The 17705-nt window shown below is 44.9% G+C and carries 16 protein-coding genes and 2 pseudogenes; 7 read left to right on the forward strand and 11 right to left on the reverse strand.

All coding sequences use genetic code 11. From position 1 onward, the window contains the following. The 3 genes from groL to RMO27_RS16990 form a co-directional block, all read left to right on the forward strand. Positions 1-1464: chaperonin GroEL (gene groL / locus RMO27_RS16980; RefSeq protein ID WP_309734653.1), on the forward strand; the 1464-nt coding region annotated here is incomplete at its 5' end. A 299-nt stretch (positions 1465-1763) separates the two neighbouring features. Continuing rightward, positions 1764-2597, forward strand: coding sequence for a DNA adenine methylase (locus tag RMO27_RS16985; RefSeq protein WP_309734655.1), 834 nt, complete (start codon positions 1764-1766; stop codon positions 2595-2597). Between the two features lie 120 nt (positions 2598-2717). After that, positions 2718-3884, forward strand: coding sequence for a type II restriction enzyme (locus RMO27_RS16990; RefSeq protein WP_396133739.1), 1167 nt, complete (start codon positions 2718-2720; stop codon positions 3882-3884). Between the two features lie 223 nt (positions 3885-4107). On the opposite strand, the gene RMO27_RS16995 is transcribed toward RMO27_RS16990, so the two are convergent. Further along, positions 4108-5517, reverse strand: a complete 1410-nt coding sequence (locus RMO27_RS16995; protein WP_309734657.1) for a dienelactone hydrolase family protein — start codon at positions 5515-5517, stop codon at positions 4108-4110. Positions 5518-5655: 138 nt separating this feature from the next. Further along, positions 5656-6255: a Uma2 family endonuclease gene (locus RMO27_RS17000; RefSeq protein WP_396133740.1), complete on the reverse strand. Its 600-nt coding sequence runs from the start codon at positions 6253-6255 to the stop codon at positions 5656-5658. A 137-nt stretch (positions 6256-6392) separates the two neighbouring features. Here RMO27_RS17000 and RMO27_RS17005 point away from each other — a divergent pair, with 137 nt between their 5' ends. The 4 genes from RMO27_RS17005 to RMO27_RS17020 all read left to right on the forward strand — a co-directional run bounded on the left by RMO27_RS17005 (position 6393) and on the right by RMO27_RS17020 (position 10165). After that, positions 6393-7532, forward strand: coding sequence for a pentapeptide repeat-containing protein (locus RMO27_RS17005; protein ID WP_309734661.1), 1140 nt, complete (start codon positions 6393-6395; stop codon positions 7530-7532). A gap of 218 nt (positions 7533-7750) precedes the next feature. After that, positions 7751-8746 (forward strand): DNA polymerase III subunit delta, encoded by a 996-nt coding sequence (gene holA, locus RMO27_RS17010; RefSeq protein ID WP_309734663.1) that lies wholly within the window; start codon positions 7751-7753, stop codon positions 8744-8746. 214 nt (positions 8747-8960) lie between these two features. After that, a complete protein-coding gene (trpC, locus tag RMO27_RS17015; protein WP_309734666.1) occupies positions 8961-9845 on the forward strand; it encodes an indole-3-glycerol phosphate synthase TrpC in 885 nt (294 codons plus the stop codon). Between the two features lie 65 nt (positions 9846-9910). Further along, a complete protein-coding gene (locus RMO27_RS17020; RefSeq protein ID WP_309734667.1) occupies positions 9911-10165 on the forward strand; it encodes a DUF5340 domain-containing protein in 255 nt (84 codons plus the stop codon). A gap of 63 nt (positions 10166-10228) precedes the next feature. Here RMO27_RS17020 and RMO27_RS17025 read toward each other — a convergent pair whose 3' ends face one another. From RMO27_RS17025 to RMO27_RS17070, 9 genes and pseudogenes are all read right to left on the reverse strand, one after another. Then, positions 10229-11503 (reverse strand): pitrilysin family protein, encoded by a 1275-nt coding sequence (locus RMO27_RS17025; protein ID WP_309734669.1) that lies wholly within the window; start codon positions 11501-11503, stop codon positions 10229-10231. 88 nt (positions 11504-11591) lie between these two features. Next, entirely contained in the window at positions 11592-12332 is a 741-nt protein-coding gene (gene pyrF / locus RMO27_RS17030) for an orotidine-5'-phosphate decarboxylase (protein ID WP_309734671.1), read from the reverse strand. A 126-nt stretch (positions 12333-12458) separates the two neighbouring features. Next, positions 12459-13190, reverse strand: coding sequence for a response regulator transcription factor (locus tag RMO27_RS17035; RefSeq protein WP_309734673.1), 732 nt, complete (start codon positions 13188-13190; stop codon positions 12459-12461). Positions 13191-13804: 614 nt separating this feature from the next. Beyond that, a complete protein-coding gene (locus tag RMO27_RS17040) occupies positions 13805-14044 on the reverse strand; it encodes a hypothetical protein (RefSeq protein WP_309734675.1) in 240 nt (79 codons plus the stop codon). Between the two features lie 197 nt (positions 14045-14241). After that, a pseudogene (locus tag RMO27_RS23930) lies at positions 14242-14879 on the reverse strand (fasciclin domain-containing protein). A gap of 202 nt (positions 14880-15081) precedes the next feature. Further along, complete coding sequence (locus RMO27_RS17055; protein WP_309734681.1) at positions 15082-15291, reverse strand: HAD hydrolase-like protein; 210 nt, start codon at positions 15289-15291, stop codon at positions 15082-15084. A 156-nt stretch (positions 15292-15447) separates the two neighbouring features. Then, positions 15448-15813 (reverse strand): hypothetical protein, encoded by a 366-nt coding sequence (locus RMO27_RS17060; protein WP_309734683.1) that lies wholly within the window; start codon positions 15811-15813, stop codon positions 15448-15450. A gap of 288 nt (positions 15814-16101) precedes the next feature. Beyond that, positions 16102-16296: pseudogene (locus tag RMO27_RS17065) on the reverse strand (hypothetical protein); the annotation flags it as partial. A 76-nt stretch (positions 16297-16372) separates the two neighbouring features. Next, the gene (locus RMO27_RS17070) at positions 16373-17560 is read right to left on the reverse strand and encodes a zinc-dependent alcohol dehydrogenase (RefSeq protein WP_396133741.1); all 1188 of its coding nucleotides are present in this window, start codon (positions 17558-17560) and stop codon (positions 16373-16375) included. Positions 17561-17705 lie beyond the last annotated feature (145 nt).

Here is a 17705-nt window from a genome sequence, read left to right on the forward strand (position 1 = left end):
ATCGAACTCGAAGATAACGTCGAAAATACTGGTGTAGCTCTGATTCGTCAAGCTGCATCCAAAACTAACGACGCTGCTGGCGACGGTACGACTACAGCTACCGTACTAGCTCACGCAATCGTCAAAGAAGGCTTGCGTAACGTGGCTGCTGGTGCCAATGCGATCGCTCTCAAACGCGGGATCGATAAAGCTACTGGTTTCCTCGTCGAGAAAATCGCGGCTCATGCCAAACCCGTCGAAGATTCCAAAGCAATCGCTCAAGTAGCCGCAATTTCTGCGGGTAACGACAACGAAGTCGGCGAAATGATTGCCAACGCGATGGATAAAGTCGGTAAAGAAGGCGTCATCTCCCTCGAAGAAGGTAAGTCTATGACTACCGAACTCGAAATCACTGAAGGGATGCGCTTTGATAAGGGTTATATCTCGCCTTACTTCGCTACTGATATGGAGCGGATGGAAGCAGTTCTCGAACAGCCTTACATCCTGATTACTGACAAGAAAATCAACTTGGTTCAGGATCTCGTGCCCATTCTTGAGCAAGTTGCTCGTTCCGGTCGTCCGTTGTTAATTCTAGCTGAAGACATCGAAAAAGAAGCTCTGGCTACTTTAGTTGTCAACCGTTTACGTGGCGTATTAAACGTTGCCGCAGTTAAAGCTCCTGGTTTCGGAGATCGTCGTAAAGCAATGCTCGAAGATATCGCCGTATTAACTGGCGGTCAACTAGTAACTGAAGATGCTGGTTTGAAACTCGACGCGACTAAACTGGAATCCCTCGGTCAAGCCCGTCGGATCACGATTACTAAAGATAGTACGACGATCGTGGCTGAAGGCAATGAAGCGACTGTCAAATCGCGTTGCGAACAAATTCGTCGTCAAATGGACGAAAGCGATTCTTCCTACGACAAAGAGAAGCTCCAAGAGCGTCTGGCTAAATTAGCTGGTGGTGTTGCAGTCATCAAAGTTGGTGCTGCTACCGAAACCGAAATGAAAGATCGTAAACTGCGTCTCGAAGATGCGATCAACGCAACTAAAGCCGCAGTAGAAGAAGGGATCGTTCCTGGTGGGGGTACGATCTTGGCTCACCTATCTCCCGAACTGGAAGTTTGGGCGCAAGCTAACCTCAAAGATGAGGAATTAACTGGTGCTCTAATCGTTACTCGCGCACTTTCAGCTCCGCTCAAACGGATTGCTGAAAACGCTGGTCAAAACGGTGCGATTATCGCCGAGCGCGTTAAAGAGAAATCCTTTGATGTTGGTTACAATGCAGCAACTAACGAGTTTGTAGACATGTTTGCCGCTGGGATTGTCGATCCTGCTAAAGTCACGCGTTCGGCATTGCAAAACGCAGCTTCGATCGCAGCTATGATCCTCACGACTGAGTGTATCATCGTTGACAAGCCAGAACCTAAAGATGGTGGTGGTGCTGGTGGCGCTATGGGTGCTGGTGACTACGGAGATTACTAAGCTCTAAATTTTCCATAACTTTCAGGGACAACCCTCGATATTCGTAGCTATCTCCAGATGGAGGTAGCTATTTTTTAGGCTAAATTATCACATGATGTTACCTCTATATGTCAATTTTGCATTGACGACAGCACCAAACCATAGTAAAGTACAATTGTACTTAAGATTTTGTTCGATCCTAAATATAGCTCAGAAAAACTCTCTGTGGTTGCTACTCAATCACTCAAAGTTAAACTCGATCTTATTTAATAGTGATTCGATTCTCTTCAATACAATTTCTAGATTGAAATTCAACAATAATGGCAAAAAATAAATTGGTAGCACCATTTTTAAAATGGGTAGGAGGTAAAAGACAAATAATGCCTATGATCGAACAGTATTTACCAAAAGGAATTAAATCATACATTGAACCTTTTATTGGCGGAGGCGCTGTACTTTTTCATCTTCAACCGAAAAATGCAATTATAAATGACTTTAATGCAGAACTTGTAAATGTTTATAATGTCATCAAAAACGATCTTGAAAATCTGATCATAGATCTTCATAAGCATAAAAATGAATCCAGATATTTCTATGAAATACGTGCATTAGATAGGACAGAAGCCTTTGAGAATTTAAGCGATGTAGAAAGAGCATCAAGAATTATATATCTGAATAAAACTTGCTACAATGGATTATATCGTGTAAATAATTCCGGTGAATTTAATTCGCCATTTGGAAAATACAAGAATCCAAATATAGTAAATGAGCCAACACTTAGGGCTGTAAACTCTTACCTAAACTCCAACAATATTCGGATCGAGAATACGGATTATGAGACAGTATTGAAAGAAGCAGACAAAAATTCTTTCGTGTATTTAGATCCTCCTTATCATCCTGTGTCTGACAGCTCTAATTTTACTGGATATATACAAGGTGGATGGGATAAATCCGATCAAATCAGGTTAAAAGAAGCTTGCGATCGGCTAAATAAAAAAGGAATTAAATTTATGCAATCTAATTCCTCTGTGGATTTTATAAAAGAGCTTTATTCAGGCTATCAAATCCATATTATCAAGGCTAATCGTGCTATAAATTCAGACGGTGACAAAAGAGGTGAGGTAGAAGAAGTATTGATAAAAAATTATGAGTGAGTCTAAAAATAATGTGGCGTGGGAGAAGATTTTTGAAAAGCATCAAATATTAAATCATCTAGAAAATTCAGATTTTTTTTAATATCATCTAATAATATAAATGAGTTCAGAGAAGCTAGATTGATGACAAAGTTCGATCATAGATCTCAACTTCCTAAGATATTCACCGATCATAAATTATCTATTCTCCCTATATCTAGAGGTGATTATATTATTGGGAGATTTAGAGCATTTCATGACTTCACTAAGGATGAGAATAGCACTAAAATACAAAAAACAAATTTCCCTCATTTTTTAGAAAGTCTGAATCCTAAAGAAATTACAAGTGAGGCAACTGCAATAAATTGTGCATTTATAACAGGTATCATTCAAGACTTTACAGGCGAATCTGAGTTGCATTCAACAGTAAGTGGGAGAATGAGTTCATCCTCTTTTGACTTTAATATTGATGTTGATGGGCAACAAGATCTACTTCAAGTAAAAGTAAATAAGTCTCAAATTGAAATTGATGGAGGATATGAAGGCAATGATTCATTAATTATAATTGAAGCAAAAAATTATATTTCTGATGACTTTCTTGTTAGACAATTATTCTATCCATATAAACTGTGGATACAAAAGATAAATAAGAAGGTACGCCCTGTTTTTTTAACGTATACAAATGGTATCTTTCATTTAAGAGAATATATTTTTACAGATAATGAATATTACAACTCAATCAAACTTATCCGGCAGCAAAAATATGCAATTCAAGAAGAAAATACGATAAATATTGAAGTTATTCAAAATATTTTAAACAAGGTTTGTTTGATCCAAGAGCCAGAAATTCCTTTTCCTCAAGCAGACTCTTTTGAACGTATAATTAATCTGTGCGAACTTCTAAAACAAAAATTGACTTTTACCAAAGAAGAAATAACACAAGAATATGATTTTAGCTGGAGGCAAGCAGGGTACTATTCTGATGCTGCTATTTACTTAGGTCTAGTCAATCGTGGACAAGAAAATAAGACATCAGTTTATAAACTAACCGAGAAAGGTATAAAATTATTTGAGCTTTCCCTTTTTGATAGAAAGCTCCAATTAATTGAATTAATTTTAACTCATGAAATTTTCAATAAAACTTTAAAACTGTATTTTAACCAGGGAGATATTTCAAACAAAAAAGAAGTTATTGAAATCATGTATGAGTCTAATTTGTATAATGTCAATTCTGACAAGACATATGAGCGAAGATCTTCAACAGTTCTTGGTTGGATTAAATGGATAATAAGTCTTATTGAAGAATGAATATGTTGATAACTTTTTTCACAATAGATTTAGCTTCAATTTAAGATCGGATACAATTCCTCGATTGCTATCTGGGATCAGAAAAGAAATATTTGACTTTAATAAGTAAAAGATGGTGGTGCTGGTGACTACGGCGATTACGGCGATTACTAAGCTCTAAATTTTCATCAATAACTTTCGGGGACAACCCTTAATGTTCTTAGCTATCTCCAGTTGGAGATAGCTAATTTTTTTGTTGACTATTCAGCCACTCGATCGCTTGTTTGATGTTGGGTAGGTAATCGCCAGAGGGCAAGCCCTCATTTTGGCCGTGTGTAAATGAGACTAATGGGTTATTTTTCTGGACTGATTGTACAAAACTAGTCGTATCGGCAAGCGAAGTTTCTGTCGATCGATCGTTATGAAAGATAAACAGCGGTTTTTTCATCTTGTCGATCTGATGATGTGGCGAACTGCGATCGATAAATTCTTTATATCCAGGTACTGATTTTGAGATTGTCTCGACTAGCGCGGCATGTTTCCCTGGTAGATGGGTAATTGGCGAATAAGCGATCGCGGCTTTAATGCGGGGATCGGTTGCAGCAACCATCAAGGCGATCGTTCCACCCGAACCGCTACCAGCAACATACATCGCATTCGGATCGATTTGCGGAATTCTCGCCACAGCATAATCGATCGCTAATTTAGCGTTTAAAACACCAGCGTCAGAAGCTTTATAGGCTTTTAAGCTATCTATAACCATTGCACTTGGTGGATCGCTGATGCGACCTACTTCGTCGATATAGCCATCGACATCATGGGCAATCACTGCATACCCAGCTTTAGCATAGTTAATGTAATTCCCATAAACCATTGTCTCTTCATCGATGGTTTGCCCGTACAACGGTGCGGTTGCTGATGGGGCGACGAAGATACAGGGGAGTTTTGGTTTGGCTGGATGAGTTGGTAAAAATACTACTAATCTGGATGTATGAGTACGTCTGGGAAACTTAACATGATATACCATCACTTCCGGATCGTTCTGAATTGTGCCTAAACCTGGTAATTGATTGACATCAATATAGGTGAGTGGTTTTTGCTCCATACTGCCAAATAGGTTCGAGATCCCCCACACAACCGCGATCCCAATTCCTAACGCGGAAAAGCCAGAAACCGTTCGGAGCATATATGAATTGAGTAGTCCATAGGCTCTAAAATTGGGACGATAATTAAATTCTGATTTATCTTTGAGTGCTTTGCTTGATATTTTTCGGGGTGAAGGGTTTGAGACTGGTATCTCCGCAACCTCAGTTTCAGTTTCAGTTTTTGGTTCTGGTAGCTCCACTTTTCCAAGAGCCATTTCTTTAATCAAAAAGGCATTGGTTTCGGCACTTTTGCGCTTGTACACACCTAATTGGTGAATATCGGCTGCGGTAATCTGTTCGATTTTTTTGCCTAGTTCTACCGCCAAATCCTGAGCTTCCAAAAACTTGTTAGTTTGCAGTGTCAGCTTGAGAGTTTCGCCATCGAGTTCGAGGAAAAACTCTACCCCTTCGACATCAAGACTGGCTAATGTCTCGGCGACACAGTGATGAATTTCGACCAAATCTGGTCGATCTTGGGGATCGTTGAAGCTGGGGGAAACTAATGACATAGATTGAAGATTACTAACAGATGGGTTGGCCACTCCTGTTTAGTTATCCCCAAATCGCTAGGGAAATTACCAAATCATCTCAGTTAGCTGGTTTTGACTTGAACATCAGCAGTGGTGTAACAATCGATCGAATAATTTTCATCTCGATTTCGGTAGTTTCTGGCGGAATTCATTAGCAGCATTCAATCTTGACGTCTCTGCCATCAAAACACAGCGAGCGAGTAGATCGATATCCAGAGCAACAAGATCGGGGATTTCACTGCGGATAATTTGTGCGTATTCTCGTTCGCGGAGATGATAAAGGCTAAATACGCCATCTTGCCAAAACCAGACTTCCGAAACACCTAATAGTTGATATCGCTGGAGCTTATCCGAACTACCACTAGTTAAAACCACCTCAATTGCTAAATCGGGAATAGCTTTAGAGCTACCAAAACAGTAAGATTCATCAGCTTCTAGGGCGACTTCACCATCACGTTCGTGAGTCATCGAACCCATTGGTTCAAATTCGACCCCCATTTCCAAGCAAAATAGCTCGACGAGCATCCCAATGATGCTCTTAAACAATTCATGGGTTCTTCCTGGCATCAGAATTTCAATAGTGCGATCGAAGTAAGATAGCCGAACGCCTGGAGCTTCGGCAAAGCCAGCCTGGATCAGCTTGAATTGTTGCCAGGTGATGCCAGAATAGACAAGCTGTCGATCGGCATTTTTGGGGAGTAGTAAGGCTTGATTCATCGTTATTCTTTTCGATCTCACAGCTTCCGATCGAAATTGTAACCGATGTTCGCGGCCGTCGCTAAAGTACATTCTGACGATCGTGTTAAAATCCCTAATAGAGAAAAGTTTACTTAAAAGCTGAAGATTACCGATCGATGGCAATTTGGTTTAATCTGCTGGCGATCGTGGCGATCGGTTGTGGCATCGCATTTAAACATCCTGGTTTGACCGTAGCAGGTTGCGCGATCGCCTTAGGATTATCGTTACCGATCGTCTATCGCAGTCTTCGTCCCAAAATCCCTAAGTCTTTATCTCCAAGTCAACGATTGCAGCTAGTGACAATCGTGACCATGTTAGTGGTAATCATCAGTTTGCTGAGGATTGGAGGTTTCTTTACCTATGTAGGTGAACTCTCTGCGGGAACGGACTGGAGTGCGGTGGGTGCTGTGGGCTTATGGGGTGGTGCAATTGGACAGACGACCATTGCCACCATTGCCGCCTTTGTCTCGTGGCGACAGTATGTCGTTTCCCGCGACTTGACGATCGAGCAAAATCGGCTCAATCGCCAACAAAATGTGATTACGCAACAACAAACGATCGACAATTATTTTCAAGGCATTTCCAGTTTAGTGTTAGATGATAATGGTTTCCTCGAAGATTGGCCGCAAGAACGCGCCTTTGCCGTGGGACGGACGGCGGCATTATTAGGTAGTGTCAACGCGGAAGGTAAAGCCAGAGTGATCCGCTTTCTGTCCCGCTCCAAATTGCTGACACCGCTCCAGCGAGATTTGCGATTGGGGAAGGTGATTCTCAATGGCGATGGCGGTTATGATGAAGATCGGATCGCTGGTCTGCGGGTCATCGATTTGGGCGTGATGCTGGCGAGTATCGATCTCTCGCTCACCGACTTGCGCTGGTCGGATCTCAGTGATGCCAACTTAATTCGGACTAGCTTGACTGGCTGTAACTTGACAAAGGCAAATCTATCCAGAACGATCCTTTATCAAGCCAAACTCAACGGTGCAGATCTTAAAGGTACGCGCTTTTTTTATGGCAAGCTGGAGTCGGCTAGTCCACGCATTCCAAATGTCGATCCAGATTATATTACGGGTGAATATAGTGGGGCGGTAGTGGAAGATGTAGACTTTACCAATGTTATTGGTATGTCAGAATCCCAACGTCAATATTGCTGTGCGTGGTGTGGGGAAAACTCGCGACGGACAATTCCTGGCGGGTGTAAAGATGTTCCCAATCGTTTATTTATATCTACTGCTCGATCGTTTGATGATGATTAATTTAGTGGATAGTGGATAGTGAATAGTGAATAGTGAATAGTGGATAGTGGATAGTGAATAGTGAATAGTGAATAGTGAATAGTGAATAGTGAAATTTATGATAACAGATGAATAGCTGCGAATCAAATTCATCGAAACAAATATTCCGACAGCTATCAATTATCAATTATCAATTATCAATTATCAATTATCAATTATCAATTATCAATTATCAATTAATGAGCGTAATTCTCTACTGGGGCGATGATGACTTTGCGATCGCCAAAGCTGTTAGTGCCATTCAACAATCGGCGATCGATCCGGCGTGGAAAAGTTTTAACTATGAAAAGATTACGCCAGAAAAAGAAGATGCCACAATTTCGGCCTTAGATGCTGCGATGACTCCGCCCTTTGGTGCGGGCAAAAGATTGGTATGGCTGGTCGATACAACTCTGATGCAGCAGTGTTCGGAGTCGCTACTGGCCGAACTCGATCGAACTTTACCTCAAGTTCCCGATACAACGGTGCTGTTGCTAACGAGTAAAAATAAACCAGATGGGAGATTGAAATCGACCAAAACAATTCAGAAATATGCCAACGTCCAAGAATTCAGTCTGATTCCACCTTGGAAAACCGCAGAACTCAGCCAACGAGTCCAGATCGTCGCTAAAGAATTGGGACTAAAAATCACGCCAGATGCAGTTCAACTGCTAGCTGAATCAGTTGGGAATAATACACGCCAACTCTATCTGGAACTAGAAAAACTTCAACTCTTGGCTGGCGGTGCCGGACAGCAGATCGATCGAGTGATGGTCGCCAGTCTAGTCGTCGCCAATACTCAAACTAGTCTCCAATTAGCAGCAGCAATTCGCCAAGGCGATGTCGGGACAGCGTTACACTTAGTAAGTGAACTATTAAACCACAACGAACCCGCCCTCAAAATTGTCGCTACCCTCGTCGGTCAATTTCGCACCTGGTTGTGGGTGAAAATGCTCTTGGAGGCCGGTGAAAAAGACGATCGAGTCATCGCGACTGCCGCTGGACTCGGCAACCCCAAACGCATATTCTTCATCAAACAAGAACTCCAAGCCACCACCGCCGATCGACTTGCGGCTAGTTTACCCAAGTTGCTAGATTTGGAGTTTAATCTCAAACGCGGCAGCGAAGCTAATGCTACTCTGCAAATGCACGCGATCGAGTTGTGTCAAATCTTTAAGATAGGGGATAGGGGATAGCGGATGGGGGATAGGGAGTGGAGCATAGTAAAGTTGTTAGAAAGGGGTCTGAGATTCATGCCAATAAATTACTTATAACTAATACTTGTAAATTTGCCATAGAAACTAATTCTTGCTGAAAGCAATTTATTAATGGGCGACCTTCTACCCAAGATTTAATAGAAACTAACCATCATTACAGCCCCTAGTCCCTATTCCCTACCCCCTACCCTCTATGAAGATTCGTCGTCGTCCGCCTAGTTCCGCTGTCAATGTCGGCCCCCTCGAATACCAGATCGTCGTGCCCGATGGCAAACCCGAACATATCCTCGAAGAAATTGTCTGGGATAAAGAACGGGAAGTAGCGTATCTGCGAGACAAGCTGCCGCTCGATAAGTTAAAGAAACAAGTCGCACTAGTGGCTCCACCATTGGACTTCTTGGGTGCGCTCAGATCGGGCAAAACTCAGCCAGCCGTCATTGCTGAAGTCAAGAAAGCTTCGCCGAGCAAGGGGGTAATTAGGGCAGATTTTGATGCGGTGGAGATTGCCAAATCCTATCAACGCGGCGGGGCGAGTTGTTTGTCAGTGTTGACCGATCGCAATTTTTTTCAGGGTAGTTTTGAGAATCTAGCTGCCGTCCGGCAAGCTGTCGATTTACCGCTATTATGTAAGGAATTTATTATCTATCCTTACCAAATCTATTACGCGCGCGCGCATGGTGCCGATGCAGTGCTATTGATTGCGGCAATTTTGGAAGATGTCGATCTTCAGTATTTTCTCAAGATCGTGCGACTGCTGGGGATGACGGCACTGATTGAGGTACATACCGCCGCAGAATTCGATCGAGTGTTGGGATTGGCTGACGTCGAGCTGATTGGCATCAATAATCGCGATCTTGCTGATTTTAGTGTCGATCTCCAGACGACTGAAACACTCCTAGCCCCCCGGCAGCAACAATTAATCGATCGAAATATTCTAATTGTCAGCGAATCGGGGATACATACAGCTAAAGATCTTAAAATAGTAGCAGCGGCTGGAGCTAATGCTGTGCTAATTGGGGAATCATTAGTAAAGCAAGACGATCCTGGACAAGGCATCGTCGAGCTATTTGCAGCATAATTTCGGCTGTAATTTACTCACTTAACCAATTACCGACCCGATCGAGATCGTGTGCAGGCATATTCATGGATCGCATTAAACTACCCTCATTAGTCCATTACGAACTGATTTTACAAGTGCTAGAACGCCAGACGATGATGTCTGTCGATCGCGATCCGATCGTCAGAGATCGCGTTCAGCAGCTCATTGTGACGCTCCGCAAAGCGTTGTCTCAGCACAAGTTGCTGGAATCTACCTGCGAGCATCAACAGATGGAAATCGAACATGTTTGGGCACTCAATTCCATTATTGGCAAGGAAGAGGTGACGATTGGGGATTAAGTTAGTTGATAGTTGATAGTTGATAGCGATTTTAATTGCTGCCAACTCAACTTCCGCATTGATTTAGGATATTGGTGCTGCCATTTTGCTGGCGGCTGCTTTATTTTCTGGACTGACGATCGAAATATAGGGATCGCAGAGATATTTATTGGCGGCGGATTGGAGTTGGGTGGCGGTTAGTTTTTGGATGGCACTGTTGAACTCCAGATCGAAATCTACACTCAAGCCCAATAACTCGTACCAGCCGTAAGTTTGGGCTAATTGGCCATTGGTTTGTTTACCGAGTGCGTACTGTCCGAGCAGCTTGTCCTTGGCGGTTTGGAGTTCGGCAGCCGAGAGCGGTTCCATGCACAAGCGATCGACTTCGGCGCGTAAGCCGCTGACGGCAATGGCGGTATTACTAGGATTGGTGCCCATGTACACGGCAAAGTGGGAGGTATCTAACCGAGTGGGATAAAAAGCCGAGACATCATAGGCGAGTCCGCGTTTTTCGCGCAGCTCGACAAATAAACGGCTGGACATGCCATTGCTGAGATAGCTATCGATTAATTTCAGGGCAATGCAGTCAGGATCGTGAATGGCGGGGGCGAGATAGCCCAACATGACGATCGCTTGTTGGGTGGCTTGATGTTCGATTTGGTACTGGGGCTGAGTAGTCACATGTGTGGGCGAGAGCGTTGGTGGCTCGACGGTGGGAATTTCCCAATCGCCAAATACCTGCGTCACCAAAGCGATCGCTTCATCGGGGGTAATTCGCCCTGCAAGGCTGATAATTAGTCGATCGGGACGGATGTGAGCTTGATGATAATCAACTAAGTCCTGACGGGTAATTTGCCCCATCGTCGTCGCATTGCCCAGACTCGATCGCGAGTAAGGATGTTCGCCATATAGAGCCGTCCGCAGTTGGCGATAGGCATTATTAAACGGCTGCTCGGTTTGCGATCGAATGGCTTGGAGGATCAGCTTGCGTTCGAGTTCGATTTGGTCGGGAGGAAAGCTGGGAGTTCTGAGAATCTCGCCCGCTAATTTGAAGATATCTACCAAATCTGATTTGACAGTTTTTAAACTTAGCTTGAGATAGTCTGTGGTTGTTTCTGCGCCCAGTCCCGCGCCGACAGATTCGATCCGATCGGCAATTTCTAACGCGGATAAATGCGTTGTCCCCTTGGTCAGTAGCGATGTCAGCAGTTGGGCTAATCCAGCTCGATCGATCGGTTCCCAGCGACTGCCAGCCGGCAGAAAAAATCTCCCAGAGACAATATCCGCACTGGGATTGGCGATCGTTAAAACTGTAATACCATTAGCTAACTGCCGCCGCGAAACTGGGGGATTAATCATTGGTGAAAATAACGCTGGATACTAAATGCCCGATTTAAGATCCAAGCTACACCATATTTGTAATTGGATGCAGTTCGATCGCCCTAAGTTATCCAAAAATTTCAGCAATTGTCTGTTGGATGGCCATCGCGGCGGCGTAAGGATCGGGCGCGAGTTTAATCGGTCTGCCGACGACGATATAGTCGGCTCCGTTCGTGAATGCCGTGTGGACATCGACGGTGCGTTTTTGATCGTCGCTGGAGGCTTCCTCGGTATTGTCAACCGGTCGAATCCCTGGTGTCACTACCAGAAAATTGGCATCTAAATTGGCTCTGAGTGCCTGAGCTTCCCGCCCCGATGAAATCACCCCATCGCAACCGATTTCCAGGGCGCGTTTGGCTCTAGAGAGTACCAGGGCATCGGGATCGCAATCGAAGCCCAGATCATTGAGGTCACCGCGATCGAGGCTAGTCAATACTGTTACGGCGAGAATCTTCAGATCCTGTTTCTCGCGCACGGCTGCTTTTAAAATCTCATCGTTGCCATGCACAGTGACAAAGCTAATCCCGCGATTTGTCAGTTGTCTGACTGCCGAGCCGACAGTTTGGGGGACATCAAAAAACTTGAGATCGACAAAAATCTTTTTGTTACGGGCGAGTAACCAGTCGATCGTTTCAAAGTACTGACCGCCCAAAAACAGCTCCAATCCCAGCTTGTAAAATACCACCGCATCGCCTAGTTGGGTGACGATTTGTTTGGCAAGATCGCTAGTTTCGACATCTAAAGCAAAGATCAGTCGCTCTTTGGGATCGATGTTTTTTTGAGAAAGATAGGCACGGGGGTCTGACATGAGACTGGTCGATCGCGTTGCAATAATACTATTCAAGTTTAGCGGCAAACGCAGACCAAAATCGGCGGTAGGGGCAATTCGTGAATTGCCCCTACCGCCGATTTTGGTGAAAATGCGGTGTTTCGATTAGCCCCTAGCCTCAGCCGCTCTCTGCTCATCTTGAGTTTGGGGTGGACGATAGCCATGCTCAAAGGCAAATCTCACGAGCTGCGATCTATTCTCTAAGTTTAACTTGGTGAGAATATTGCTCAGGTGAGTTTGAACGGTACGTGGACTGATAAACAACCGTTGGCTGATTTGTTTATTAGTTAAACCTTGAATTACTTCCCAAAATACGCGTGCTTCTGCTGGCGTCAATGGTAGATCTTCTTCTGGCTCTGGATCTTTAGCTGGCGGGACCGGTTCTACGAGATTTTCACCATATTCATTCCCCGATTCACTATCTTCGGGGACTTTTTGCATCAGCCGTACCATTTCCGAGTGGATGCGACGCGAACGTTCGAGTTGGGCTTCGATTTTGGCTAGTAATTCTAGTGGCTCAAAGGGTTTGGTAATATAATCATCCGCACCGATATAGTGACCTTGAATCCGATCTTCGAGATCTTTTTTGGCCGTGAGAAAGATAAATGGGACTAGTTGTCCCGGTCTAGTCGCGCGGAGGCGACGACAAAACTCCAAGCCATCCATCCCTGGCATCATGATGTCGGACACGACTAGATCTGGAGGATCTTGGGCGAACAGTTTCAAACCCTGCACGCCAGAGGTCACAACTCTGACTGAGTAGCCCCGCTTTTCGAGATAGCGCGTTAGTACGGTTTGCAGGGTCTTATCGTCGTCTACTAATAATATTTTTTTCACGTTTCGATCCTTGGGGCTACAACGATTTGGTTGGGAAATAGGGTAAGAATAAAAATTAATGTAAGTTGGGGTTGCGTTTATTTATCTTGAGGATAAAAATTTAGATAGACTTGGTTGAGGGCGATTCCCATTTTGTAATGCCAAAGACAAGGCTCCGCCAACACAAAGTGTCTGCCTCCGCAGAGCGGCTATGCCAACGAGTTGATGTTATCTCACTCCAGGAACAAGTTGTCGGATGGGTACTGTAAACCCACCGCCAGTTTGATGACCCCCGGAAGATTGGCTGTCACGATCACGATCGTTAACACAAACCGAGATCGTCTCTCTGATTCATATATACACACATACAACTATACAACCAGGAAAGTTACTTAAAGATGTATATAAATTTTTTGCAGCCAACAACGAAAACGTAGTTCGCCAGATCGTCAGGCAAACTGACACTGTTTGACAATCTTATTATTCCCTGAATCGAGTGATATAGCACAGGTGTAAGTGCAGAGCTGGCGATCGAGACTGGTATAAATCGGCTGTAACTAATGCCGGTGAAGCGAAAACACAATTGAGTAGTTTAAAAATTATGTCATTGGTAAAACAGGCGATCGAGAGTTAATTCAATTGTTGCTTACCTCAGGATACATGAATCGCGATCTCGAAGATGTAATTGAGATCGCCAGTCGATCGCCAATATCTAGAGTCAATCGATCGGTAATCTCGCGACCGCCGACTTCTTTAGTCGTCACTGCCGTAAATAACTCAATGGCGGCCTTACTTGCTGCATAAACTGCGGGGTACTCCCACCAGCACGATCTTGGCGGTTGGCTAATTCGTAGAAATACGATCGCAGCGGCCAAGGTTCGTGCCCCAAAATAGCTCGTAGTACCAGAGCGTTGCCGCCAGGAAATCCATACCGATCGTTTTTTACTTCATAATTAGCTGCTCTCGATCGATTTACATTAGAACAGATATATTCTTCGACTCCTTAGAGTTGGTGTATAGTTTGGTGCCGAGATCTGTTTCGCTCTGAATTTTGCTGTCAAAAAATATAACTTCAAGATTTCAGCGCGCTGGCAATCTGAGATCTGCCTCGCACCCCAGTGGGATTCAAATTGAGGTTTGGCGGCAACATAATTCGATCGACAATGTGGACTACGCCGTTGGCGGCCTTGAAATCTGACTCGACGATCTGCGCTTGATTTACTTTCACTTGCGATCCAGCTACCTCAATGTTGAGGTAGCTGGATCGCAAGTGACCATTTCACCCGACTGCAATTGATTGGCATAAATCTGCCCAGAAATTACGTGATAAGTCAAAATTTTGCGTAATAACCCGCGATTTTCAGCTTAGAGCAACCGTTGGCGCGTGACGGCGGGTAGGGCGGCAAAAGCTCGATCGGATGGCGCAAAAATTGTATAGGGACCACCTTCCTCTAAGGTATTTTCTAAATCTGCTTTGTCGATCGCCTGCGACAAAGTTTGGAGCGAGGGATTATCGTCAATTAAGGCCACGACATGCTCGGCGGCGGTTGCAGATCTCGCTCTAGATGCTGTTGTGGTCTCCCGATCGGCATAAGTAGGCGTAGTCAGTGGGACTTGAATGGTTGGTTGTCTGCTACAGGCGGCGATGGATAGGATGAAAATCCCCACAGACATGCTAGTAATGGGCTGACATAAGCGGACGTTCATCATCGATTTTCAGATTAAGTGTGAGTCAAGAAGTGCGCTTACGGGGATTTTGCCAAGTAGTCCGTAAACCAATCTAGAGAGCGAATGGCTGGAGTTAGAGGCTAAAGTAGGTCGCTCGATGCCAACGATCGGCAATTAATGAAAATAAATTGTCAATACTCAGATCGGTCAGGTCGGGTATAAGCAGATCGGCCGCATAAAAATCCTAATCGCAGACTGCGGTTCCAGGGGTAGCAATTGTTGTCAGACCAGCAGTTTTGGCAGCGGTGACGCTGACGGGAGTATCCTTGATCGAGATCGCCTCATCAGCCCCGATGCCGAGTCGATCGAGGCAGTAGAGATCGGCATCTGGAGCTGGCTGGGGTTGACCGATGCGATCGATAGTCACAATCGTGGCAAATCGCTCGAATGGCAATAGTCCTGCTAATGCCGTCCCAATCGCATCGACATTCTCCCGGCTCGTAATTAGTTTGGTGGTTATTTAGCTGTCGGCTGCCATGTTTGTCGATGCCTGAGGGTTGACCCCCGGTTTTAATCCGTGGCATCGATCGGGAATTTCTTGCTTGGAAATTCAGTTGTTCTCAACATTTTTTTCCAGTTCGTTCGCGCTACGTTTGGCAACATCTGGATACATTCGACCGAATTCTTTGACAGCATCTGCGGATTGTTCGCCAATGCGTTCGATGCGTTCGCCGGGTTTGCCCTGGACTGCTCGCGCCTGTTGCTGCCATTCTTTGGTGGTTTTGGGACGATCGGGATTTTCTTGATGTACCAGCCGATCAAGCTTATCGATGGTGGCTTTGCTAGCACGATCGGGTGCGGGAGTGATATTTAGTAAGATAAAACTGATCGCGACAACTGATAAAAATTGCCGTATTTGTAACTGTTTAAACCAGTCACCGATCTGAATGATTGTGAGGGAAATCGTGCTCGACATTGTGATTACCTCTCTGTTAAGTTGAATATTCTGATGCGTGTGTTTGCATCCCCGATCCTCATCCACACTAACTAGAATTACGTCAAAAGTTTCTCTGCCAAAGGGTGTAGATCGAGTGAGTAAAAGAGGTAGGTGAGAGCGCGGTCTTGAATATTCATTCTTAGGAAACAGCATTGATCGAATCGATCTCTAAGTACCGATCGGTTCGCGATAACCTTGCATATTTTCTGGTTCAAATTGACGCAAGATCCGGGTGGCTCGATCGATGAGTTCGCCTGTACCTTAGCCTACCAGCCAAAATAGTTCTCGTTTGATTTCTTTGCGAGCTTCAACATTCGGATCGATTAATCCATATTCATCAGCACTTTGATAACCTTCACCTAAAATGTTAATCCCATCATTAGGTAGTCCTTCTTGTGCGAGAGCAGAATAAGCGGCTTCGGCCTGAGATCGATCGGGTAAAACAGCGACAAGGTAATTCATATTTAAACAAGGTGAGGTGAGGATAGATCCCCGACTTCTCAAAGAAGTCGGGGATCTGGTAGAGAGTGTCAATCGACTAATTTAATGAAGCTGACAATCCGGGTTTGAGGATGACTTTGATACAGCTATCCTGCTTCTGTTTGAAGATTTCATAGGCGTGGGGGGCTTGTTCCATCGGTAACGAATGGGTGATGATAAAGGAAGGGTCGATGTCACCCTTTTGCACCCGATCGAGTAGGGGTTGGAGATACTTATGAACGTGTGTCTGTCCTGATTTCATCGTCAAGCCTTTGTTCATAAACGCACCCATCGGGATTTTGTCAGCGAAGCCACTGTAACCACCAGGAACAGAGATGCTGCCACCCTTGCGGACGGCGACGATCGCCTGACGCAGTGCTGTCGGTCGATCGGTTTCCAGCTTGACAGCTTGCATCGCTTTGTCATAGAAACCTTCTAAACCCATGCCATGCGCTTCCATGCCGACGGCATCCATCGCCGAATCGGAGCCGCGTCCGCCCGTCATTTCCTTGAGGGCTTCGCCGACTTCAATTTCTTCATAGTTGAGAATTTCCGCGCCACCAGCCTTCGCCATTGCCAACCGTTCGGGGACGCGATCGATCGCAATTACCCGCTCGGCACCGAGCATGAAGGCACTCCGAATCGCAAATTGTCCCACGGGGCCACAACCCCAAATCGCTACCGTATCTCCAGGCTGAATATTGCAATTTTCAGCAGCCATATAGCCAGTAGGAAAGACATCGGTAAAAAAGACCACTTGCTCATCACTCAGTCCATCGGGAATCTTGAATAAACCGACATCGGCAAAGGGCACCCGCGCATACTCAGCTTGACCGCCAGCATAACCGCCGAGCAAGTGCGAGTAGCCAAACAAACCTGCTGGCGAATGACCCATAACTTTTTCTGCCAACCAACCATTGGGATTGGAGTTATCGCACAACGACCACAAATCGCGATTGCAAAAGAAGCACGAACCGCAAGAGATCGTAAATGGCACGACTACGCGATCGCCAATTTGGAGATTGGTAACTTTGCTACCGAGTTCGACGATCTCGCCCATAAATTCATGACCGAGGATATCCCCTTTTTGCATCGTCGGGTTCAACCCGTTATACAAGTGCAGATCGGAACCACAAATCGCCGTCGTCGTAATTCTAATAATCGCATCGCGCGGATTGAGGATCTTGGGATCGGGAACTGTTTCTACTTTGACCTTATTGGTACCTTGCCAGCAAACTGCTTTCATTGTTAATCGTCCTTGGTGGTGGAGATGGGAGATGGGAAATGGGAGTTGGGGAATGGGGGACTTGCGGACTTGGGGACAATAGCGACATCTTGGCGTGACAAATCCCCTCCTCGGAGCGGCGTTTTTATATCTCCTGACGGAGAGG

The sequence above is a fragment of the Chamaesiphon sp. OTE_75_metabat_556 genome, from assembly GCF_031378165.1.
Lineage (GTDB): Bacteria > Cyanobacteriota > Cyanobacteriia > Cyanobacteriales > Chamaesiphonaceae > Chamaesiphon.

Bases quoted from the DNA above. Each gene is read 5' to 3' on its own strand.
- trpC (WP_309734666.1), top strand. From the start codon at position 8,961: ATGAAGATTCGTCGTCGTCCGCCTAGTTCCGCTGTCAATGTCGGCCCC.
- RMO27_RS16985 (WP_309734655.1), top strand. From the start codon at position 1,764: ATGGCAAAAAATAAATTGGTAGCACCATTTTTAAAATGGGTAGGAGGT.
- RMO27_RS17070 (WP_396133741.1), bottom strand. From the start codon at position 17,560: ATGAAAGCAGTTTGCTGGCAAGGTACCAATAAGGTCAAAGTAGAAACA.
- pyrF (WP_309734671.1), bottom strand. From the start codon at position 12,332: ATGTCAGACCCCCGTGCCTATCTTTCTCAAAAAAACATCGATCCCAAA.
- RMO27_RS17060 (WP_309734683.1), bottom strand. From the start codon at position 15,813: ATGTCGAGCACGATTTCCCTCACAATCATTCAGATCGGTGACTGGTTT.
- RMO27_RS17005 (WP_309734661.1), top strand. From the start codon at position 6,393: ATGGCAATTTGGTTTAATCTGCTGGCGATCGTGGCGATCGGTTGTGGC.
- RMO27_RS17020 (WP_309734667.1), top strand. From the start codon at position 9,911: ATGGATCGCATTAAACTACCCTCATTAGTCCATTACGAACTGATTTTA.
- holA (WP_309734663.1), top strand. From the start codon at position 7,751: ATGAGCGTAATTCTCTACTGGGGCGATGATGACTTTGCGATCGCCAAA.
- RMO27_RS17025 (WP_309734669.1), bottom strand. From the start codon at position 11,503: ATGATTAATCCCCCAGTTTCGCGGCGGCAGTTAGCTAATGGTATTACA.
- RMO27_RS16995 (WP_309734657.1), bottom strand. From the start codon at position 5,517: ATGTCATTAGTTTCCCCCAGCTTCAACGATCCCCAAGATCGACCAGAT.
- RMO27_RS17000 (WP_396133740.1), bottom strand. From the start codon at position 6,255: ATGAATCAAGCCTTACTACTCCCCAAAAATGCCGATCGACAGCTTGTC.